This is a genomic window from Mesorhizobium sp. M0195, assembly GCF_040322115.1.
GTDB lineage: Bacteria > Pseudomonadota > Alphaproteobacteria > Rhizobiales > Rhizobiaceae > Mesorhizobium.
This window is the reverse complement of sequence record NZ_JAMYSV010000012.1, coordinates 71,867-91,650: the sequence shown is the minus strand read 5'-3', so window position 1 is coordinate 91,650 and position 19,784 is coordinate 71,867. Positions and strand designations below refer to the sequence as shown.

At 62.0% G+C, this 19,784-nt stretch carries 21 protein-coding genes, 1 tRNA gene and 1 pseudogene; 8 read left to right on the top strand and 15 right to left on the bottom strand.

What is annotated here, in order from left to right; genetic code table 11:
• The first annotated feature begins 175 nt into the window (after positions 1-175).
• Complete coding sequence (locus tag NKJ12_RS21820) at positions 176-2,188, top strand: BTAD domain-containing putative transcriptional regulator (RefSeq protein WP_352705047.1); 2,013 nt, start codon at positions 176-178, stop codon at positions 2,186-2,188.
• 46 nt (positions 2,189-2,234) lie between these two features.
• Here the strand turns inward: NKJ12_RS21820 and NKJ12_RS21815 are convergent, their stop codons facing one another.
• The 7 genes and pseudogenes from NKJ12_RS21815 to NKJ12_RS21785 form a co-directional block, all read right to left on the bottom strand.
• Positions 2,235-3,830, bottom strand: coding sequence for a DEAD/DEAH box helicase (locus NKJ12_RS21815; protein WP_352705045.1), 1,596 nt, complete (start codon positions 3,828-3,830; stop codon positions 2,235-2,237).
• Between the two features lie 190 nt (positions 3,831-4,020).
• The gene (locus NKJ12_RS21810; protein WP_352705043.1) at positions 4,021-4,794 is read right to left on the bottom strand and encodes an NAD kinase; all 774 of its coding nucleotides are present in this window, start codon (positions 4,792-4,794) and stop codon (positions 4,021-4,023) included.
• Between the two features lie 461 nt (positions 4,795-5,255).
• Positions 5,256-6,017, bottom strand: coding sequence for an MBL fold metallo-hydrolase (locus NKJ12_RS21805; RefSeq protein ID WP_352705041.1), 762 nt, complete (start codon positions 6,015-6,017; stop codon positions 5,256-5,258).
• Positions 6,014-7,084 (bottom strand): ABC transporter ATP-binding protein, encoded by a 1,071-nt coding sequence (locus tag NKJ12_RS21800; RefSeq protein WP_352614188.1) that lies wholly within the window; start codon positions 7,082-7,084, stop codon positions 6,014-6,016. Before NKJ12_RS21800 ends, NKJ12_RS21805 begins: the two co-directional genes overlap by 4 nt.
• Positions 7,081-7,863 (bottom strand): ABC transporter permease, encoded by a 783-nt coding sequence (locus tag NKJ12_RS21795; protein ID WP_352705039.1) that lies wholly within the window; start codon positions 7,861-7,863, stop codon positions 7,081-7,083. The genes NKJ12_RS21800 and NKJ12_RS21795 overlap by 4 nt, the downstream gene beginning before the upstream one ends.
• Before the next feature lie 2 nt (positions 7,864-7,865).
• Positions 7,866-8,707 (bottom strand): annotated as a pseudogene (locus tag NKJ12_RS21790) (ABC transporter permease).
• A 13-nt stretch (positions 8,708-8,720) separates the two neighbouring features.
• Entirely contained in the window at positions 8,721-9,827 is a 1,107-nt protein-coding gene (locus tag NKJ12_RS21785; RefSeq protein WP_352705037.1) for a polyamine ABC transporter substrate-binding protein, read from the bottom strand.
• A gap of 90 nt (positions 9,828-9,917) precedes the next feature.
• On the opposite strand from NKJ12_RS21785, the gene NKJ12_RS21780 reads away from it, so the two are divergent.
• Complete coding sequence (locus NKJ12_RS21780; RefSeq protein ID WP_352705035.1) at positions 9,918-10,532, top strand: TetR/AcrR family transcriptional regulator; 615 nt, start codon at positions 9,918-9,920, stop codon at positions 10,530-10,532.
• 55 nt (positions 10,533-10,587) lie between these two features.
• Here NKJ12_RS21780 and NKJ12_RS21775 read toward each other — a convergent pair whose 3' ends face one another.
• Complete coding sequence (locus NKJ12_RS21775; protein ID WP_254817120.1) at positions 10,588-10,788, bottom strand: DUF2905 domain-containing protein; 201 nt, start codon at positions 10,786-10,788, stop codon at positions 10,588-10,590.
• Between the two features lie 137 nt (positions 10,789-10,925).
• On the opposite strand from NKJ12_RS21775, the gene NKJ12_RS21770 reads away from it, so the two are divergent.
• On the top strand, positions 10,926-11,492 hold the full coding sequence (locus tag NKJ12_RS21770) for a DUF2569 family protein (RefSeq protein WP_352705033.1): 567 nt from the start codon (positions 10,926-10,928) through the stop codon (positions 11,490-11,492).
• 64 nt (positions 11,493-11,556) lie between these two features.
• On the opposite strand, the gene NKJ12_RS21765 is transcribed toward NKJ12_RS21770, so the two are convergent.
• The 6 genes from NKJ12_RS21765 to NKJ12_RS21740 all read right to left on the bottom strand — a co-directional run bounded on the left by NKJ12_RS21765 (position 11,557) and on the right by NKJ12_RS21740 (position 13,963).
• The gene (locus NKJ12_RS21765) at positions 11,557-12,195 is read right to left on the bottom strand and encodes a cupin domain-containing protein (RefSeq protein WP_352705031.1); all 639 of its coding nucleotides are present in this window, start codon (positions 12,193-12,195) and stop codon (positions 11,557-11,559) included.
• Between the two features lie 133 nt (positions 12,196-12,328).
• On the bottom strand, positions 12,329-12,526 hold the full coding sequence (locus NKJ12_RS21760) for a hypothetical protein (RefSeq protein ID WP_352649913.1): 198 nt from the start codon (positions 12,524-12,526) through the stop codon (positions 12,329-12,331).
• A 265-nt stretch (positions 12,527-12,791) separates the two neighbouring features.
• On the bottom strand, positions 12,792-13,190 hold the full coding sequence (locus NKJ12_RS21755) for a GFA family protein (protein WP_352705029.1): 399 nt from the start codon (positions 13,188-13,190) through the stop codon (positions 12,792-12,794).
• Between the two features lie 147 nt (positions 13,191-13,337).
• Positions 13,338-13,463, bottom strand: coding sequence for a hypothetical protein (locus NKJ12_RS21750; protein ID WP_352705027.1), 126 nt, complete (start codon positions 13,461-13,463; stop codon positions 13,338-13,340).
• A 31-nt stretch (positions 13,464-13,494) separates the two neighbouring features.
• Entirely contained in the window at positions 13,495-13,734 is a 240-nt protein-coding gene (locus NKJ12_RS21745; RefSeq protein ID WP_352705025.1) for a hypothetical protein, read from the bottom strand.
• 153 nt (positions 13,735-13,887) lie between these two features.
• Positions 13,888-13,963: transfer RNA gene (locus NKJ12_RS21740), tRNA-Thr, on the bottom strand.
• Between the two features lie 158 nt (positions 13,964-14,121).
• On the opposite strand from NKJ12_RS21740, the gene NKJ12_RS21735 reads away from it, so the two are divergent.
• Positions 14,122-14,289: a hypothetical protein gene (locus tag NKJ12_RS21735; protein ID WP_292661863.1), complete on the top strand. Its 168-nt coding sequence runs from the start codon at positions 14,122-14,124 to the stop codon at positions 14,287-14,289.
• 441 nt (positions 14,290-14,730) lie between these two features.
• A complete protein-coding gene (locus NKJ12_RS21730) occupies positions 14,731-15,087 on the top strand; it encodes a hypothetical protein (protein WP_352477490.1) in 357 nt (118 codons plus the stop codon).
• Positions 15,088-15,127: 40 nt separating this feature from the next.
• Here NKJ12_RS21730 and bhcR read toward each other — a convergent pair whose 3' ends face one another.
• The gene (bhcR, locus tag NKJ12_RS21725) at positions 15,128-15,985 is read right to left on the bottom strand and encodes an HTH-type transcriptional regulator BhcR (protein WP_352705023.1); all 858 of its coding nucleotides are present in this window, start codon (positions 15,983-15,985) and stop codon (positions 15,128-15,130) included.
• Between the two features lie 202 nt (positions 15,986-16,187).
• Here bhcR and gcl point away from each other — a divergent pair, with 202 nt between their 5' ends.
• The 3 genes from gcl to NKJ12_RS21710 are packed head-to-tail and all read left to right on the top strand — an operon-like array spanning position 16,188 to position 19,716.
• Complete coding sequence (gcl, locus tag NKJ12_RS21720) at positions 16,188-17,969, top strand: glyoxylate carboligase (RefSeq protein WP_352705021.1); 1,782 nt, start codon at positions 16,188-16,190, stop codon at positions 17,967-17,969.
• A gap of 23 nt (positions 17,970-17,992) precedes the next feature.
• Positions 17,993-18,790 carry a hydroxypyruvate isomerase gene (gene hyi / locus NKJ12_RS21715; RefSeq protein ID WP_352705019.1) on the top strand — a complete coding sequence of 266 codons (798 nt, stop codon included), beginning with the start codon at positions 17,993-17,995 and terminating at the stop codon, positions 18,788-18,790.
• Complete coding sequence (locus NKJ12_RS21710) at positions 18,697-19,716, top strand: 2-hydroxy-3-oxopropionate reductase (protein ID WP_352705112.1); 1,020 nt, start codon at positions 18,697-18,699, stop codon at positions 19,714-19,716. The genes hyi and NKJ12_RS21710 overlap by 94 nt, the downstream gene beginning before the upstream one ends.
• The last annotated feature ends 68 nt before the right edge of the window (positions 19,717-19,784 follow it).

Sequence of the window (19,784 nt, the reverse complement as noted above, 5' to 3'; positions counted from 1 at the left end):
TGTTTTGGTCTCCCATTTCGAGTTTGCGCATGGGAGCGTGCCACGCAGACGTTTTCGGCCTGTTCGGCTGGGCGTGAACAACTGGGAGAAGTCCGGCGATCCGCCGTTAAATCGGTGTTAAATCGATCCACCGAGATGCTATTCTGTCGCCGCGGTCAAAGTCTGGAGACGATTTGTGCGCATCCGGTTGCTTGGTGGCCTGGAGGTTACTTCCCCGGAGCACCGGCCTGTCCGGTTCGCCACGCGCAAGACTTCGCTCCTTTTTGCTGCCCTGGTTCTCGCGGGCCGCCGCGGCCATGGTCGCGAGCAGCTTTCCGAAGCCTTTTGGCCGGGGCGAAGCAACGGGCAGGCCCGCAATAGTTTGCGGCAAGCGCTGGTCGACATCAGGCGCACGTTCCCCGCCAGCTCGGATGCAGCCGTCTACATCTATGGGGATCAGGAAACCGTTGCGCTTATTGCCGGTCCGGATGAGGCGGACATCTCGATCTTCGACCGGAAATTGGAGCAGGGCCGAACCGCCGATCTCGCCTTCGCCGCCGATCTCTACCGCGGTGAGCTGCTTGCCGGGCAAGCCATCCCTGACGAACTGGACGAGTGGTTTGGACCGTATCTGAGCAAGTATCAGCGCAAGGCGCTGCAATTGGTCGACCGGCTGAGCCTGGCGCTGCCCGCACCCGGCTCAGCCGAAAAGACGGCCTGCGAAGGGCTCGCGGAGCGATTGCTCGCCTCGGATCCGACGGCGGAGGCAGCCCATCGGGCGCTGATCCGCATCCATGCTCATCGAGGCCACGAAAACGCGGCCTTGCGTCAGTTCGAGCTGTGTCGGGCAGCTTTAAGGAAACATCTGAACGCCGAGCCTGAAGAGCAGACAAGCTCGCTGGCGGCTTCCCTGCAGTCCCGTGAACGACCTGAACATCAGCGGCCGGAGCCAAGCTCTGGCGCCGCATCACTGGCGCCGGTTCTGGCAGTCCCGACGAGGCGCGACGACCAGCCATCGATTGCGGTGCTGCCGTTTCAGAACCTAAGCGGTGATATCGAGCAGGAATATTTTGCCGACGGCATGGTGGAAGACATTGTCACCGCCTTGGCTCACTTTCGGCACCTGTTCGTAGTCGCACGGAATTCGAGCTTCACCTACAGGGGACGGTCCATAGACATAAAGCAGGTCGGGCGTGAGCTGGGCGTGCGCTATGTGGTCGAGGGAAGTGTTCGCCGGGCGGGCGACCGCCTGCGCATCGCCGGGCAGCTCATCGACACCTCGACGGAGGCCTATCTCTGGGCCGACCGTTTTGACGGGACGCTCGCCGAAGTCTTCGATCTGCAGGACCAGGTCGCCTCGAGTATTGTCGGCGCAATCACACCGAAAATGGAGGAGGCTGAGATCGAGCGTGCCAAACGCAAGCCGACAGAAAGCCTCGACGCTTATGATTACTACCTCCGCGGGCTGGCGGCCTTTGACCGGACGATCACTAGTAGATCGGCCATCGACGATGCCTTGCGCCTCTTCATGAAAGCGATCGACCGTGACCCGGAGTTTGCCGCAGCCTATGCGCGGGCGGCGCGGTGCTACGCCACCCGAAAAAGCAACGGCTGGATGACAGACCGCGCGAAAGAGAATGCCGAGGCTACTCGACTGGCCAGGAGAGCGGTCGAACTCGGAAGGGACGATGCGATTGCGCTTTCCTTCGGTGGATACGTCCTCGGCTACGTAGGTGGCGACCTTGACGACAGTGCGGCTTGCATCGATCGCGCGCTCGTTCTCAACCCGAATCTAGCGGCCGCGTGGGGCCTAAGCAGCTGGGTCAAGGCTTGCTTTGGCGAGCCAGGCAAGGCCGTCGAGCACGCCGCGCTTGCCATGCGCCTAAGCCCATTGGATCCACGCCTGTTCGCTTGGCAATTCAACACCGGGCTCGCTCATTTTTGTGCCGGCCACTACGATGACGCCGCCGCTTGGGCGGGAAAGTCGCTGCGGTACCAACCAAACTACGTGAGCGCGATGCGTGTAGTGGCGGCGAGTCATGCCCTTGCGGGGCGCCTGTCGGAAGCGCAGCAGATGATGGCCCGGGTCTGCGAGCTCGATCCTTCGCTGCGGCTTTCGAATCTCGCCGAGGTGCTGCCGCCGTTTTATCGACCGGACGATCGCATCAGATATATCGAAGGCCTTCGCAAGGCGGGCCTGCCGGATTGACTGGCGACAATGCTTCGCGCGTCGGCGGGGCCGCGCGCGAGCCGTGTCAGACCTTGGCGACGATCCGCATGAAGGCCGGCATGTCGTCGCCGAAGCCGATGGTCGCGTCATTGTCTTCCTGGCGCTGGCGGGCAGGGCGCTCGCGCTGCGGCCTGGTGTCGCCCCGTTCCGGCGCGCGCCGTTCGTTGCGATCGGGCGAAGCCTTGCGTTCAGGTGAAGCCTGGCGCTCGCTGTTTTCCGAGCGGATCGCCTCTTTGCGGGTACGCCGCTCGTCGATGTCGGCGACGGTGGCTTCGGCCACGACCGGCTGTTCCTCGCTAACTGCTTCTGGCGCTGCTTCTTCGCTGCGCTTGGCGTGGCGTTCACGCGGTTTGCGCTCGCCCCTGTCCTTGGCGTCGTCCTTGCGGCCGGCACGGCGTGGCGCACCGCGGCCACGGCGCGGGGCCTCATCCTCGCCGCCTTCGCTGGCAACGACCGTCGACAAATCGCCGTCATGCCACTCGATCTTCGTGCCGATCAGCCGCTCGATGGCGTCGATGTATTTGGTGTCCGACTTGGTCGCGATGGTGAAGGATTTGCCCGAGCGCCCGGCGCGGCCGGTACGGCCGATGCGGTGGACGTAATCCTCCGCGTGGATCGGCACGTCGTAATTGAAGACATGGCTGACATCGGGAATGTCGAGGCCACGCGCCGCGACATCCGAAGCAACGAGGTAGCGCAGCTTGCCGTCACGGAAATTGGCCAGCATCTGCATGCGCGCGCGCTGGTCCATGTCGCCGTGCAGGGCGCCGGCGTCGAAGTCATATTTCAGCAGCGAGCGGAACAGCTCCGATACCTCGATCTTGCGGTTGCAGAAGATGATGGCGTTCTTCAGCTCGGCATCCTCGGCTTTCATCAGATTGCGCAGCGTCTCGCGCTTGTCCCAGGGTTTCGGGCCGGATTTCACCAGCCGCTGGATGATGTTGGTGGCGGCCGATGCTGCCTTCGACACTTCGACGCGCACCGGTGCGTGCAGGAATTTCTCGGTGAGCTTGGTGATTTCCGGCGGCATCGTCGCCGAGAAGAACAGCGTCTGCCTGGTGAACGGGATCATCTCGCAGATACGCTCGATGTCGGGGATAAAGCCCATGTCGAGCATGCGGTCGGCCTCGTCGATGACGAGGATCTCGACGCCGTTGAGCAGGAGCTTGCCGCGCTCGCGATGGTCGAGCAGGCGGCCGGGGGTCGCGATCAGCACATCGGCGCCGCGCTCGAGCTTCTTGTCCTGCTCGTCGAAGGACACGCCGCCGATCAGCAGTGCGATGTTGAGCTTGTGGTTCTTGCCGTATTTGACGAAGTTTTCCTCGACCTGCGCGGCGAGCTCGCGCGTCGGCTCGAGGATCAGCGTGCGCGGCATGCGGGCGCGGGCACGGCCCTTTTCCAACCGGGTGAGCATCGGCAGGACGAAGGACGCCGTCTTGCCGGTGCCGGTCTGGGCAATGCCCAGCACGTCCTTGCCGAGCAAGGCGTGCGGGATAGCACCAGCCTGGATCGGCGTCGGCTCGGTGTAGCCGGCATCGGTAACTGCGGAAAGGACCTTCGGCGACAGGCCGAGGTCTGCGAAGGTCAACGCTTCTTGAGCGATCTGGGTGTCTGAGGACAAGTTTGGCTGTCTTTGGCTGGTTCGGGGGCGCAACATATGCAGTCGCGGCAAGCGCCGCGCGCCTGCAAGATCGGTATTGCAGGTAGGCGCAAGCCCACGATTTGTCAACACAAACGGGCGGCATTGGCGCGATTGTGAAGCCGTAACCTTAATCGCGATGCTTAATTTGCGCAGTGGCTGCTGCGCCGGCTCAGTAGCGGAACTGTTCGGCGAGAATGCGCTCGTTCCACGAATGGTTGGGATCGAACAGCAGTGTCGCCGTTGCCGTCGGCGATTCCCTCACCGTGACCGTCGTCACCGCCTTGACCTCGGTGTGGTCGGCGGCGGCATTCACCGGCCGCTTTTCCGGCTCCAGAATGTCGAAACGCACGATCGCCTTGTTGGACAGCAGCGCGCCGCGCCCGCGGCGCGGACGAAACGGGCTGACCGGGGTCAGCGCCAGCAGCGGAGCATCGAGCGGCAGGATCGGCCCGTGCGCCGACAGATTATACGCGGTCGAGCCGGCCGGCGTCGCAATCATCACGCCGTCGCAGTGCAATTCCTCCAGCCGCTCTTGCCCATCCACGGTGATCCGGATCTTGGCCGTCTGATAGGACTGGCGCCAAAGCGCGACCTCGTTGATCGCCAGCGCCGAAATCGTCTCGCCTTCGGCCGTCACCGCCTGCATCTCCAGCGGACGGATCGTTTCGGCAACGGCCGCCGCGATGCGCCCGGTCAAGCCGCTGGCGCGGTATTCGTTCATCAGAAAACCGATGGTGCCACGGTTCATGCCGTAGACCTTCTTTCCCGTGCTCATCGTCTCACGCAGGGTCTGCAGCAGAAAGCCGTCGCCGCCGAGCGCCACGACGATCCCGGCTTCTTCGACGGAGGCCTGGCCGTAACGCGCAGAGAGGCTTTCCAGCGCTGCATTGGCGTCGGCTGTACCGGATGAGACGAAGGCGAAACGGCTGGCGGTTTTGCTCATGGCTCTCAACGACAACCGATTGGCGACGACCGTCTGGCGACCGATTGGCGGCGACCGGTTGCTGGGCCGCGCCAGCGCCGGGTTAGCATGGGTGGGCATTTCTGCAAAGGGAGGGAGGTGCCTGGAGATGGCGACCAAACAAGCCGCACTCGCGCATCATGTCGGAGGACAAAATGATGTGATGGTTAAGACTCGCCTTAAACTCTCGTAAAGCCATATCGATCATGTTAGCCGGCAGCGGACGGGCGGCGTGGGGGCTAACCAGTCGAGGCCGATCTATTGCCGCTGGCACGCTTGATTATTGTCTTCCTGATGCTGGCAAGTTTTGCCCTGGCTTTCGCGGAACTGGTGCGCCAGGCGGAGGAAAAGAGCTTTAGACCCGAGCCCACGGCCTCGCGCTGCGGCGACGCGGCGGGGACACCCTGTCCGCAAAGGGCGCTTTGACGCCACAGCGCCAGTGCTTATCGGGCTTGCAACAGATGGCAGCCGGCCTGGCGCTTTTGCGCGAGATACTCGTCGACAAGCTGGCGATAGCGAACTTTGCCGAAACTCGGGAAATGGCCGCCGTGCACTACCGAGACATCGAGATCGCGCATGCGCAGCAGCGTTTCGACATAATCGTCGATATCGGAGTGATAGACGTCGTCGATCAGCGGGCCGTCATAGATGATGTCGCCGGAAAACAGGATGCCCGTCCTGTTTTCGTAGAGCGCAATGCCGCCGGGTGAATGGCCGGGCGTGTGGATGACCTCGAAGGCACGGTCGCCGAGATCGACGATGTCGCCTTGCTCGAGCAACCGGCCGGCTGGTGCGGGCAGGATCCGGTAGCGCTTCGTGTCCCAGCCTTGCGGCATGCCGTCGAACATCTCGTCGGTGGCATAGCGGTCGGCAACCGTCCATTCGTTGCGTGGATCGGCGAGGATTTCGGCCTCGGCCGGGTGGACGCAGCGGTCGGGAAATTCGTGATGGCAGCCGATATGATCGAAATGCGTGTGGCTGGCCACGCAGGTGAGCTTGCGCTGCGTGACCAGCGGCACGTGGCGGCGCAGGCTGAAATGGCCGAGGCCGGTGTCGAACAGAAGATCGCGGTCGAGGCCGCGCACATGCCAGATGTTGCAGCGGAAGAACGGCTTGATCCACGGCTCGTGGATCAGCGTCACGCCATCGCCCATGCGGATAGTTTCGTACCAGTCAGGAGCGTCGATGATTGGAAGCGTGCTCATGTTTGGTCCGCAAGCAGGATGATGTCGCCAGCATCGCACGATACCGCGACAACGTCGCCCGGCTGGACGGCCGATGCGGCCGCGACCTTGGCGATGAAGTGCAGCGCCGGGTCGGTCGTGGAGGTCCCCAGCACACGCTTGAAGCTGCCCTGGAAGACGACGTCGCTGACCTTGACCATGCCAAGCGCCACAGCACCGCCTGCAGCGCCGAGAACAAGATGCTCCGGGCGGATGGCCAGCGCAACGGCCAAGCCGGGCGGCAATGTGCCGGGCAGCGAGAGCGACCCAAGCTTCGTGGTGACGGTGATTTTGCCGCTCTTCGCCTCGGTCACCGTTCCCGATAACAGTGTGCTTTCGCCCATGAAAGTCGCGGAAAAGCGCGTCGCTGGCCGTGCATAGACGCGCTCGGGCGGTCCTTCGTCCTCGATGCGCCCGTCATTCATCACCACGCAATGATCGGCCAGCGCCATCGCCTCTTCCTGATCGTGAGTGACGTGGATGAAGGCGGTGCCGACGCGTTTCTGGATCGCCTTCAACTCGTCCTGCATCTGCCGGCGCAATTTCAGGTCGAGCGCGCCGAGCGGCTCGTCGAGCAACAGCACCGCCGGCTCGACCACCAGGGCGCGCGCCAGTGCCACGCGCTGCCGCTGACCGCCGGAAAGCTGGTGCGGCTTCTTGTCGAAGGCAGTGGCCAGCCCAACCAGCGCCAGCGCCTCGCGCGCCCTTGCTGCCCGGGTTGCGGCATCGACACCCCGCATGCGCAGGCCGAAGCCGACATTGCTGCCGACGCTCATATGCGGAAACAGCGCGTAGTCCTGGAACACGGTCGTCGTCGGCCGCTTCGCCGGTGGCACGGCAGTGCAGTCCTCGCCGCGGATCAGCACCTTGCCTTCGCTCGGCGTGACGAAGCCGCCGAGGATGGACAGAAGCGTCGTCTTGCCGGACCCGGACGGCCCGAGCAGGATCGTGTAGCTGCCAGGCTCGATCGTCAGCGAGACGTTCTTCAGCACGGTATGCTGGCCGAAGCGATGCGAGACGGAGCTTATATCGACCAGTGGCGCACTCATGCCGGCTTCCTCCGCAACAGCATCAGCTCGAACAATACCAGCAGCACGATGGAGACGGCGAAGACCAGCGAGCCGACGGCGTTGGTCTTGGGATTGAGGCCGGAGCGCAGCAGGTTCCAGATCTCGACCGGCAGCGTCGTATCGAAGCGCGTCAACAGGAACGAGATGACGAATTCGTCCCAGGAGAAGGTCATCGACAGAAAGAAACTGGCGAAGATCGCCGGTGCCATGACAGGCACGGTGATCAGCAGCAGCACCTTCCATTCGGGCGCGCCGAGGTCGCGCGCGGCGCGCTCGATGTTGATCTGGTGGTCGCCCATCTGGCTGTAGACGATGGCAAAGCAGAGCGGCAGGTTGATCACGACGTGGCCGATGCCGGCGGCAGTGAGCGACTTCGGCACGCCGGCCCAGTTGAACAGCACCAGCAGCCCCATGCCGATGATGAGATAGCTGACGGTCAAGGGCAAGGTGATCAGCCCGCGCATCAGGCCCGAGCCCGGCAAAGCGAAGCGCGCAAAACCCCAGGCGGAGAGAAAGCCCAACGTGACGGCGGCAGCCGAGGAGACGACCGCCACCAGCAGCGAATTGACCAGCGCCGAAGTCAGCCGCGTGTCGGCGAGCACGGCCTCGTACCAGCGCAGCGACGGTCCGGTGAAGGGCGGGATCGGAAACGACGTTGCCTGCAGCGAAAACAGCACCAGAACGATGACCGGTAGAAAGATGAAGCCGTAGATTGCGATGGCGTAAAGGCCGGAGACGAGGCGGATGAGCGCGCGCATGGTCAGGCCCGCTCGATCTTCAGCCAGCGGGAGCAGGCGAGATAGGCAATGGTGACCACCGCCATCAGGAGATCGACAACGCCGAAGCGAGCGGAAAGTCGCCGCGCCGGCCGATCTGCATCATGACGAGCTGCGGCATCAAAAGCTCGTTGTTGCCGCCGAGGATCTGCGGCGTGATGTAGTCGCCGATGCACAGCACGAAGGTGAGGAAGGCGCCGACCATGATACCGGGGAGCGTCAGCGGCAGAACGACATGCAGGAAAGTCCGAACCGGCCCGGCGCCGAGGTCGGCGGCGGCCTTGCGGTAGCTGGGGCTGAGCTGCTTCAGATTGGCGAAGATCGTCAGCGTCAAAAGCATGACGAAGAAATGCACGAAGCCGGTGATGGTGGCCAAACGCGTATTGGCGAGTTGCAGCGGTTCGCCGAACAGGCCGGAGCCGGTCAACGCGCGGTTGACGACGCCGTTCTGTGCCAGCACCAGCAGCCACGAATAGGAGCGCACGACATAGGAGGTCCAGAAGGGCAGCACCGCCAGCATCAGCGCCAGCCGCTGCCAGCGCTCCGGCACCTGTTCGGCCAGAATCCAGGCAAAGGGATAGGCAAGCAGCACCGAGATAATGGTGACGATCGCTGTGACCTGTAGCGAGTTCACCATCGCCTGCCAGTAAGATGGATTGGCAAAGAATTGGCTGTAGTTGGACAGCGTGAAGCCGCCGCCTTCATGCGCCGTCAGGCTGGATACCGCCATGGCGACGAAGGGCAGCACGAAGAACAGCAACGTCCAGCCGAGCGCCGGCGTGACCAGCGCCCAGGGCAGGGCGCGCCCGCTGTTGACGGAGTTCACGACCGGCAGCCGGTCATTGCGCCTGCAGCATTTCGGTCCAGACGTCCTGCATCTTCTTGTCGAGATCGGCGTTCGGCACCGGATAGGGCTGCGCCCGGGCAAGGAATTCCGGCTGCTCGTCGAAGCGCAGGATCTTCTTCTGCTCGTCGCTCAGGGCCGCCTTGCTGTTGGCCGGCATGCCCCAGTAGCAGGACGAGGTGGCGAGCCGCGCCTGCCCTTCGGGGCTCATAATGTACTGAATGAATTTAAGCGCCAGCTCCTTGTTCTTGGAATCCTTGAACATTGCCAGCGACTGCGACCACAGCACCGCGCCTTCTTTCGGAATAGAGAAGTCGAGGGCAGGGTTTTCCTTGGCCAGCCCCGCCGTCACCCATTCGCCGCCGCCGACCAGTATGTCGACTTCGCCGGTCGCCAGTGCCGTCTGGCTGGCGGTCACTTCGCCGACCAGCTTGGCGTTGGCCTTCATTTTGAGCAGCTCTTCCTTGATGGCAGGAAGGTCGGCTTCGGTCAGTTCCGCCGTCTTTTTGCCGATCGCCAGTGCGGCCATGCCGATGACCGGCAGGTAATAATCGTAGATGGCGATCTTGCCCTTGTATTTGTCGCCGGTCAGCGCGGCAAGCGACTGCATGTCGGCCGGGTCGACCTTGGTCTTGTTGTAGCCGATCGTGTTGTAGCCGAACTTTTCGGTGATGCCGTAACGCTTGCCGTCGACGACGGTCGAACTATCCATCTTCACTTGCGGGAACAGGTCGACCAGCGGCAGCTTGTCTTCCGGTAGCGGCTCGAACAGGCCTTTTTCGACGCCGCGCGGTATGTCGATGCTGTCGATCACCATCACGTCCCAGTCGCCGGGCTGTGATTGATCGACGATGGCCAGGCCGGCGCCGGTGCCTTCAAACTCCTTGACATTGACCTTGACGCCGTTCGCCTCCTCGAACGGCTGCAGCAGCGCCGGATCGGCGTGATCGCACCAGATCAGCGCGTTGAGATCCTGCGCCTGAGCGAGGCTGCCAGCCGCCAGCAGCAGTGCTGCCGCGGCACACGCGCCTTGGAGATGGCTCTTCAGAACGGAAAGCGGATTCCTGACGGTTGGATTGGGGGTCTTTGGATTGACGGACATCGAGTGTTCTCCCTTGCCTTTTTGGCTTGTAGGAAAAATTGAACCAATTCTAAAATTGAGTCAATTCTGTTTTTGTGGCAAACAGCCGTTATGAGCGGATTGCGGGCAAGGCAGAAGGCGGATCGGCACCGCCGCATCATCGAGGCGGCGGCGGAGCTTTTCCGCGATGCCGGTTATGAAGGCGCCAAGATCGAGACCATCGCCGCGCAGGCCGAAGTCTCGGTCGGCACGATCTACAACTACTACCAGAACAAGGGCGACATCCTCGGCGCGATCGTTTCGATGGAGGTCAACGAGGTGCTGAATGCCGGGCGCGGCGTCGTCGCCAACCCGCCGGCCAATGTCGGCGACGCTCTCGATACGCTGCTCGGCATCTATATCGAACATTCGCTGCATTATCTCAGCAAGGAGATGTGGCGGCAGGCGATGGCAATCTCGACGCAATTGCCGGACAGCCCGTTCGGCCAGGCCTATACCGCGCTCGACCGGGCACTGACCGAGCAGATCCGTGCGCTGATCGCCCGCCTGCAGGCGCTCGGCCTGGTGCGCCGCGACATCGATGGTCCGGCACTCGGCGAACTCATCTTCAACAACATGAACATGATGTTCATCGAGTTCGTGAAGCGCGAGGAAGCGAGGATTGCAGAGTTACGCACGGCGATACGCAGGCAGAACCGGATATTGGTGGCGGCGATTGGGGTGTAAGAAGATCAAGGGCGAGTAGGACCAGCAACACAAATCGCCGCAGCCGGAGTATCGCCTAACGGTTGATCAGCCATAGAATGGCCGAGAGCACGATGCTGACCAGTATCGCCGTGGTGATAGGGACATAAAGCCTGAAGTTCTCACGCTCGATCACGATATCGCCGGGCAGCCTGCCAAGGCCGGAGCGGGCCAACCAAGGCCACAGCAGGCCTATGGCGACTATGCTGAGACCAACGACGATCAGAGTTCGCGACATGGCATCCTGCCGAAAATAATATCGTGCCAGGAATATAATGTTGACGGGTCTCGCAAGCAGCGCTTCCACTCGATATTGCCTCTTGAGTTGAGGTTGAAATCTGTTACAACCTGAACGGGCATCAAAGGAGGGATTGGATGCGGATTTCCATCTGGCATTGGGCTATACTGCTGCTGCTGATCGGCGTGCCTGTTTTCTTTGCCGTTCGGTCAGCCGCAAAGCCATTACAGGATCCTTCGGCTCTCGTAGGTTTTGGAGGCTGGCTTATGCTGCTGGCGATTGGACAGTGCTTGGCACCTTTCCGCACGCTGGCTGAGCTGTTCTCTTCGAGCGGGGGCTATCGACAGCTAATGACGCTCCCCAACGGCGCCTTGGCGGTCTACGGCGAGGTCGCCCTGTTGCTGGCGTTTCTGGTGCTCCAGCTGGTTGTGTTCGTTGCAATGCTCCGGCGGAGTTCCCGTTTCAAGCAGCTGTTCCTGTATCAGTGGTTTGCAATACCAATCGTGTTTATTCTGGACACGACATGGATCTCAGCGGTTATGAGCGCTCCTGTGAGCTTGGTGCTTGCAGGGGATGCGCTGGTAATGCCCGCAGTTTCTTTTGTCCTGACCGGGATCTGGGTCGCCTACGTCTACAAGTCGGTCAGGGTGAGAAACACGTTCGACCGGGCCGCGATATCCGGTCAGGTCGCGAGTGCTTCATAGAGCTTGCCGCGAGCCCTATGTATGGCAGCCGACAAAAATGCCGGGCGCGCTGCATCGACCCAGATTACCCGGCCTGTAGGCCTGCTCGAGCGAGGATTTCAGGAGCCGGCGTGACATGCCCGTGCGGCTTGCAGTAGCCGGGGTCGATCGCGCGATAGCCAAGCAGATGGCCGAGTGGCGCCAGGATCCCCAGCGCCACTCGCTGAATAGCAGGTGGCGGGTGCGTGAAGACGATCACGTCGGCAAATTCCCTGGCGATGACCGCTGCCTGAAGCGGCGAAGGCCTGCCTTTTCTGTCCACCTTGCCGGCATTGGCCAGGCCGAAGAGCATGCCGATCAGCAGCTCGAAACGGTTCGGGTCGACATTGTCTGCACCTGGCGCCCGGTCGACTTCGACCAGCACATGCGCTTCTTCGGTTTTGCTGCTGTTCCACCAATCATGTGCGACGCCTGCTTCGACCGTGGCGGATTGGCCTGGCCCCAGGGACAAAGTCTTCCCGGCGATGCGAGCGTCGAGCCGGCCGCCGAGGACGGCAAACCGTTCCGTCAGGTTCGGGTGGTAGTGCTCGCCCACCACTGCGGCTCCCGGTCGGGCGGTCAGATGAGCGATGCCAGGTCCCTGGCCGCGGTCTTCGGTGCCACGCAGGATGACGGCATATTCGCCGGTCACCTTGTTCTCGTAGACATCTCCACAGCGTGACATGGATCAGCTCCGGGTTTCAGAGCACCGCTGCCGGCAAGCTTACGGTTAAAGGGTTGGCGGTTCAACGGCCGCTCGAACGAGCGGTTGTGAAACTCCTGCGCCGGCTCGTCGACACGGGCGCGACCGGTGCTCTCTACCGGACATGCTTAGGCGGGCGCGCTCGTGGAAACGGCACGACCGTCAGTGGCGCCTTGCGGAATTCCGCGATGGCTATTTCTTCAATCAGCGCGTCGAGGGCCTCGTTGACGCGTTGGCTCGTTTCATCCACGCCGCAGAGGCGGTTTTGTGCGCACTCCAAAAGCTCGCGCGCCGCGGCGAAATCACTACGCATGACAACACCTTTGGTTTTTGGCCCGCCGCACGGGCATTGTCGGCGCGCTTAATTGAGTGAGTGCTAATATACACTGGAGCAATTTAATCGAATGCTGTTAAGTGGCCGTCGGGAGGCGGGACGAACCTATGGCCCAGCAAAAAGCAAGACAGGAATGAGCTCGGCGTCTCCTAGTAGGAGATGCTTGAGCCCGATCTGGTTCAGGCTAAGCCGGCAATTTCACGGGAACTTTCTGGCGATCCCGACGCTTCCGGTACGTACCGTCCTAATCTGTCGTATAGTCAGGCCCAAAACGGGTCGGCAGGTTGTCGGCGAGTTTCAACCAAGGGAGCTTCTCCTCAAAAGCGACATGCAGCGTAGGTGCAAATTTTTCTGGCTCCTCCATCGCCGCCGCAATAAAATGCATGACATCAGACATGTTCTTTGAGCGGAAGGACAGCGGCGTACCACAGTGATCGCAAAATGTTCTTTCCACACCGGGAGAAGAGTTGAATACCTTCGGTAGCTTGCCCAGCCATCGCCATTGGCCGTTCAAGACGCCAATATAGGTGGTCATCGGCGCAGAACATTGCCGCCGACAACTTTCACAATGACAGACCACGCAGGCCTGTGCCGGACCATCGACTGCAAAAGCAATAGCGCCACATACGCAATGACCACGCATGCAAATACTCCTTGAGCCAACAAGGACAGCTTCATGCCTGGGCGTGAGGGAGGCGCCATGAAATGCGTCGAGCTGGCGCCCAATTCCGACATTCGGCGCTGGCGATTGTCCTCGCCTGCGCGAGGCGTTGCCTCCAAGCTGCCTTCACTATCGCCTTTGCGACATATTGAAATGTTCGTAGAGTTTCTCCGCCAGGCCGCTGGCGCCAAAGCCCGTCAATACCGATGAAAGTGCCAGCGGCGCCTTCTTGTCGAGCATGGCCTTGGCGATCATCAGATCGTCGCTTCGCTTATGAGTCCGCAGCCTAATACGATCTTGGGCGGCTTAAGAATTCTCTGGCGGCGGCAATCTGGCGCCGATGCTCGCGAAGGAATGCCGCGCCGAAGCAAATGGCGAAGGCCAGGACTGACAGGCTTGTCGTTGCTCGTGATGCAGGGTCAGGATCGGGACTTACCAGGAAACGGCAGCCGAACGCCAAGGCGAAGACGACAACGCCACCAAACATGCCGCTGACGAAGGGGGCGGTCGTGCGTTTCTGCTCCAACGAAGACTCCTAGGTTTTCCGCTAGGGAACTATGGTTTCCGCTAGGGAATATATGCGTTGAAGCTGATGTGCTACCGATCCCGACGGCCCCGGCCTGTGGATATCGGGGATGAGCAGATATCAAGCGCCCCGGAGGTCTCAAGAAGCCCGTGCTGGTGCCCCCGGACGGGATCGAACCGCCGACCTTCGGTTTACAAAACCGCTGCTCTACCAGCTGAGCTACAAGGGCACGGCGCTCCGGTTAGCATATTTGCTGCGCCAGTAAAGACAAAACTCCGTTTTTCGGTTCCCGGCGACCGCGCCGGTTCTGCCGCCAGGGCGTCCTGAAAACGGCCAATTCGCTCCCTATATTGATGCAAGGTGCAATCGCATCAGCGAGGCATTCGCATGATCAGGTTTGTCATCATTCTCCCGCTCGTCGTCGTGGCCTGGGTTCTCCTGGTGAAACTCGTCAAGGATCTGAAGCGCGCCAATATCGACTGGACCGGCGTCACCACCATCATCGGCTTCATCGCGCTCGCGTTCTGGCTTCGCCATATCACCGGCATGGGCTGAGGCCTGCCGATTGTTCCGGTGACTGTCGACCAGCGCGACCGTTCGTGGTCGCGGCTGACAATATCAGACTGGCACCCCACTGCCCCCTTTTCTGCGTGTCTGAGTGGCAGGGCAGAGGGGTTGTTCCTCCGACCTCTTAGGACCTGGGTTCCTCGCCCGCCGCGAAGCAGGGGAGAGGTGGCCGCGAAGCGGCCGGAAAGGGGCCTTCGTACGGCGCGGTCCCCTCTCCGTCGCGGCTTCGCCGCGCCAACTCTCCCCACCTCCGTGGGGCGAGGAACCCAAGCTGGAATAAAGTCGCGCTCCGTCAGCCTCTCTGTCCTGTCGAACATCGCTCAAGGCGAGATCGGATGCCGCTTCAGCATTTGCCAACACTCTTGCCGATGTACAGGGATTTCCCGACAGCCTAATCTACTGCCGAGCCGAAACAGGGAGAGAGGGCGCTTGGGCGAGCACGATCCGAACGAAGAGCCGATCGAGACGGTTTTCCGCAACGGCACAATCACCACGGTCGGCATCCTGCTGGCGTTCTCGCTGGGGTTCATCACGCATTGGGCCGCCAACCCGATACCATGGGAAATCTATCACCTGGCCGCCGTCGTGCCGATTTTGATCGGCATTGCCCTGCAGATACGAGCGCTGCGGTTGCTGCTCGACATAACGTCTCTACAACGGCGCGTTTATGAACGCGCCAATCGTATCTTCATTGCCGGCCTCATCTTCACCGCCTGCGGAGTTGGGCTGGCGATGCTGCTTGATTTCTACGACCTGTCGACCAAGAGCGCGGTGCCCGGGGGCTAGCTCTGGCCATCCTGGCAGATGTCGCACCATTCGGCGCTGGTCAGCGCTGCCATGCGCTCGGTTCGCTGCCAAGGCCGGGAGGGGTCGGCAGGCCGCCGATCATCCTAGTCACCTGCGCTGCTGCATCGCGCACCAGCGGGCCGATTTCGGCCAGCCGCTCCGGCGTGACCCGTACCGTCGGCCCGGAGACCGAGACGCCGCCGATCGGTTCGGCGAATTCGTTGAAGATGGCGGCGGCGACACAGCGCATACCTGGATGCCGCTCCTCGTCATCGACCGACCAGCCGCGCAGCTTGATCGTCACCAGATCGCGGGCGAGCGCCGAGATGTCGGACAACGTGTTTTCGGTGAAGCGCTCCAGCCCGGCCCGGCGCAGTATGGTGGCTACCCGTTCCGGCTCGAGATGCGCCAGCACCGCCTTGCCGATGCCCGAGGCATGAAAGGAACTGCGCGTGCCCGGCCGGAAGAAGGCGCGGATCGCCTGGTGCGTCTCGACCTGGCTGACGAAGACCACGCAATCGTCCTCGGCGACGCCGAGATTGGCGGTCTCGCCGGTCTTCTCCATCAATTCCTGCATGACGATACGGGCGCGGTCGACCAGCTTGCGTCGGCGCAGGAACGCTGCGCCCATGCGATAGGTCTCGACGCCGATCGACCACAGCTGGTCGGTGCCTTCGAACTCGACCATGCCATGGTTCTCCAGCGTCGTCAGCATGCGGTAGGCGGTGGATGCCGGCAGGCCGGAACTGGCGGCGATCTCGCTCAACGACAGGCCGCTGCCATTGGCGACGATTGCCAGGATGCGCAGCGCCCGGTCCAGCGACTGCACCGAGGCGGTCTCAGACGGCCCGTTGAAAGCGCGCGGCCGGCCGCGCTGGCGTTTTTCGGTGGTTTCCATCGGGCCATTCTTCGCTCTGTTCGCCCAACAAGCAATGAAAAAGTTTTTCACAGGCCGGCGAAGCGAATTTATGGAAAACAGAAAGGCAAATCAATTCAAGCAGCAAGAGCCGTTCCCTGGAAATGAAAAAATATTCTGAAAAAATTGAAAAATAATCGACGCACTGGCATCATCAGCCATCAACAATTCCGTGGAGGCTGACATGGCCAAGATGCGCGCAGTCGACGCAGCGGTTCTCGTTCTGGAAAAGGAAGGCATCTCGTGTGCCTTCGGCGTGCCGGGTGCTGCGATCAACCCGCTTTATTCGGCGCTGAAGGCAAGGGGCAGCATCCGCCACATCCTTGCGCGGCACGTCGAGGCGGCCTCGCATATGGCCGAAGGGTTTACCCGCGCCAGATCGGGCAATATCGGTCTGTGCATCGGCACTTCGGGTCCGGCCGGCACCGACATGATCACCGGCCTCTATTCGGCCGCCGCCGATTCTATCCCCATCCTCTGCATCACCGGGCAGGCGCCGCGGGCGCGTCTCAACAAGGAGGATTTTCAGGCCGTCGATATCGCGGCCATCGCCGCACCCGTGGCCAAATGGGCGGTCACCGTCATGGAACCTTATCTGGTGCCGATGGCGCTGCAGAAGGCGTTCCATCTGATGCGCTCGTCGCGGCCGGGGCCGGTGCTGGTCGACCTGCCGGTCGATGTGCAACTGGCGGAGATCGAGTTCGACATCGATGCCTACGAGCCGCTGGTGCCGTTCAAGCCGGCAATGTCGCGCGCTCAGGCGGAGAAGGCGCTGAAGATGCTCGACGCGGCGGAAAAGCCCGTGATCGTCGCTGGCGGCGGCATTATCAACGCCGATGCGTCGGACCTGTTGATAGAATTCGCCGAAGTCACTGGTGTGCCTGTCATTCCGACGCTGATGGGCTGGGGCGCGATCCCCGACGACCACCGCCTGATGGCCGGCATGTGCGGACTGCAGACCTCGCATCGCTACGGCAATGCGACGATGCTCGAGGCCGATCTCGTTTTCGGCATCGGCAACCGCTGGGCCAACCGCCACACCGGTTCGGTCGATGTCTACACCAAGGGCAAGAAGTTCATCCACGTCGATATCGAGCCGACGCAGATCGGCCGCGTCTTCGCACCGGACCTTGGCGTCGTCTCGGATGCCGGTGCAGCGCTTAAGATGCTGCTCGACGTCGCCACCGAGTGGAGGACGGCCGGAAAATTGCGCGACTGGTCGGGCTGGGCCGGCGAATGCCGGCAGCGCAAGAAGACGATGAAGCGCAAGACCCACTTCGACCAGGTGCCGCTGAAGCCGCAGCGCGTCTACGAGGAGATGAACAAGGCGTTCGGCCGCGACACCACCTATGTCACCACGATCGGCCTGTCGCAGATCGCCGGGGCGCAATTCCTGCATGTCTACAAGCCGCGCAACTGGATCAATTGCGGCCAGGCCGGACCGCTCGGCTGGACATTGCCGGCAGCGCTCGGCGTTCGCGCCGCCGATCCGGACCGCACAATTGTGGCATTGTCCGGCGACTATGATTTCCAGTTCATGATCGAGGAACTGGCGGCCGGCGCACAGCACAGATTGCCCTACATCCATGTCGTGGTGAACAACGCCTATCTCGGGCTGATCCGCCAGGCGCAGCGCGGGTTTTCGATGGATTTCGAAGTCAGCCTGGCCTTCGAGAACGTCAATCGACAGGGCGATGCCGAAGCTGGCTATGGCGTCGATCACGTCGCGGTTGCCGAGGCGATGGGCTGCAAGGCAGTCCGGGTGCGCAGGCCGGAGGAATTCGCCGGTGCCTTCGAAGAGGCAAAGCGCCTGATGAACCAGCACCAGGTTCCGGTGGTGCTCGAATTCATCCTCGAGCGCGTCACCAACGTTTCGATGGGTACCGAAATCGACAAGATCACCGAATTCGAGGAGCTTGCCGAGCGCCATGAAGATGCCCCCACGGCGATCGTCATGCTCGATTAAGCCGCATATGAGGAACTACTGCCATGCCACGGTTTTCAGCCAATCTTTCGATGCTCTTTGGCGAGCATGACTTTCTCGACCGCTTCGATGCCGCTGCCCGCGCGGGCTTCAAGGGCGTCGAGTATATCGGTCCCTATGACCATGCGCCGGATGTCGTCGCGGCCAGGTTGAAGAAGAACGGGTTGACGCAGGTCCTGTTCAACCTGCCTGCCGGCGACTGGGCCAAGGGCGAGCGCGGCATTGCGATCCTGCCGGACCGCATCCCGGAGTTCCGGCAAGGCATTGCCAAGGTCGTCACCTATGCGCACGCGCTCGGCTGCGAGCAGGTCAATTGCCTCGCCGGCATCGCGCCGCAGGGCGTCGATCACTCAGTGCTGGAAGACGTCTTCGCCGAAAATCTGGCTTTCGCGGCGGAAAAGCTGGAGCAGGCCGGCATCAGGCTGCTGATCGAGCCGATCAACACCCGCGACATTCCGGGCTTCTTCCTGAATTACTCGGATCAGGCCCTGGCGCTGATCGACCGCGTCGGCTCGAAGAACCTGTTCCTGCAATACGACATCTATCACATGCAGATCATGGAGGGGGATCTCGCCCGTACCATCGAGGCAAACCTCGACCGCATCGCGCATATCCAGCTTGCGGACAATCCCGGCCGTCATGAGCCGGGGACGGGCGAGATCAATTTTCCCTTTCTGTACAACCACATCGACCGCATCGGCTATTCCGGCTGGGTCGGCGCGGAATACAAGCCGAAGGGTGGGACGGAAGCCGGACTGGGCTGGTTTCGGGAGTTGGCCGGGCAGGGGAGTGCGGCGGCGTAGACGCTACGCATCGCCGCCTACAAGAAACGGAGAAAGACATGGAAACCATCGGCTTTATCGGCCTCGGCATCATGGGTGCGCCGATGGCGGGGCATCTGCTCGACGCCGGCTACACCGTCGTCGCCAGCGATCATCGCTCGAAGCCGCCGGCCGATCTCGTCGCCAAGGGTCTGAAGACCGTCTCTGGCCACAGCGCCGTCGCGAAAATGGCCGACATCATTATCACCATGGTGCCGGATACGCCGCAGGTCGCCGACGTGCTGTTCGGCGAAAACGGCGTCGCGTCCGGGCTGACAAGGGGCAAGCTGGTCATCGACATGAGCTCGATCTCGCCGATCGAGACCAAGGAATTCGCAAAAAGGATCAACGATGTCGGCTGCGACTATCTCGATGCGCCGGTGTCGGGCGGCGAGGTCGGCGCCAAGGCTGCGTCGCTGACCATCATGGTCGGCGGCGAGGAAAGGGCCTTCGAACGCGCCAGGCCGATGTTCGAAAAGATGGGCAAGAACATCACGCTGGTCGGACCGAGCGGCGTCGGCCAGACAACCAAAGTCGCCAATCAGATCGTCGTCGCGCTGACCATCGAGGCCGTCGCCGAAGCGCTTGTCTTTGCTTCAAAAGCCGGTGCCGATCCGGCCAAGGTGCGGCAGGCGCTGATGGGCGGATTGGCCGCCTCGCGCATCCTCGAAGTGCATGGCGAGCGCATGATCAAGCGCAGCTTCGCGCCCGGTTTTCGTATCGAACTCCACCAGAAGGACCTGAATCTCGCTCTCGAAGGCGCCAAGGCGCTCGGCGTCGCGCTGCCCAACACCTCGACGACACAGCAACTGTTCAACTCCTGCGCGGCGAATGGCGGGGCCAAAGAAGATCACTCGGCGCTGGTCAGGGCGCTGGAGCGGATGGCGGGATGTGGAGTGGGTGAATAGTGAGTAGTGAGTAGTAAATAGCACTGAGTAGTTGGTAATGAGTTGGTCACGACCTACGTGCAGTCTCA

What these genes read in the sequence shown, in the direction of transcription:
- bhcR (WP_352705023.1), bottom strand. Translation starts at nt 15,985, where the DNA reads ATGGAAACCACCGAAAAACGCCAGCGCGGCCGGCCGCGCGCTTTCAAC.
- hyi (WP_352705019.1), top strand. Translation starts at nt 17,993, where the DNA reads ATGCCACGGTTTTCAGCCAATCTTTCGATGCTCTTTGGCGAGCATGAC.
- NKJ12_RS21735 (WP_292661863.1), top strand. Translation starts at nt 14,122, where the DNA reads ATGATCAGGTTTGTCATCATTCTCCCGCTCGTCGTCGTGGCCTGGGTT.
- NKJ12_RS21750 (WP_352705027.1), bottom strand. Translation starts at nt 13,463, where the DNA reads ATGATCGCCAAGGCCATGCTCGACAAGAAGGCGCCGCTGGCACTTTCA.
- NKJ12_RS21775 (WP_254817120.1), bottom strand. Translation starts at nt 10,788, where the DNA reads ATGTCGCGAACTCTGATCGTCGTTGGTCTCAGCATAGTCGCCATAGGC.
- NKJ12_RS21810 (WP_352705043.1), bottom strand. Translation starts at nt 4,794, where the DNA reads ATGAGCAAAACCGCCAGCCGTTTCGCCTTCGTCTCATCCGGTACAGCC.
- gcl (WP_352705021.1), top strand. Translation starts at nt 16,188, where the DNA reads ATGGCCAAGATGCGCGCAGTCGACGCAGCGGTTCTCGTTCTGGAAAAG.
- NKJ12_RS21770 (WP_352705033.1), top strand. Translation starts at nt 10,926, where the DNA reads ATGCGGATTTCCATCTGGCATTGGGCTATACTGCTGCTGCTGATCGGC.
- NKJ12_RS21795 (WP_352705039.1), bottom strand. Translation starts at nt 7,863, where the DNA reads ATGCGCGCGCTCATCCGCCTCGTCTCCGGCCTTTACGCCATCGCAATC.
- NKJ12_RS21785 (WP_352705037.1), bottom strand. Translation starts at nt 9,827, where the DNA reads ATGTCCGTCAATCCAAAGACCCCCAATCCAACCGTCAGGAATCCGCTT.
- NKJ12_RS21765 (WP_352705031.1), bottom strand. Translation starts at nt 12,195, where the DNA reads ATGTCACGCTGTGGAGATGTCTACGAGAACAAGGTGACCGGCGAATAT.
- NKJ12_RS21780 (WP_352705035.1), top strand. Translation starts at nt 9,918, where the DNA reads ATGAGCGGATTGCGGGCAAGGCAGAAGGCGGATCGGCACCGCCGCATC.
- NKJ12_RS21755 (WP_352705029.1), bottom strand. Translation starts at nt 13,190, where the DNA reads ATGCGTGGTCATTGCGTATGTGGCGCTATTGCTTTTGCAGTCGATGGT.
- NKJ12_RS21800 (WP_352614188.1), bottom strand. Translation starts at nt 7,084, where the DNA reads ATGAGTGCGCCACTGGTCGATATAAGCTCCGTCTCGCATCGCTTCGGC.
- NKJ12_RS21760 (WP_352649913.1), bottom strand. Translation starts at nt 12,526, where the DNA reads ATGCGTAGTGATTTCGCCGCGGCGCGCGAGCTTTTGGAGTGCGCACAA.
- NKJ12_RS21805 (WP_352705041.1), bottom strand. Translation starts at nt 6,017, where the DNA reads ATGAGCACGCTTCCAATCATCGACGCTCCTGACTGGTACGAAACTATC.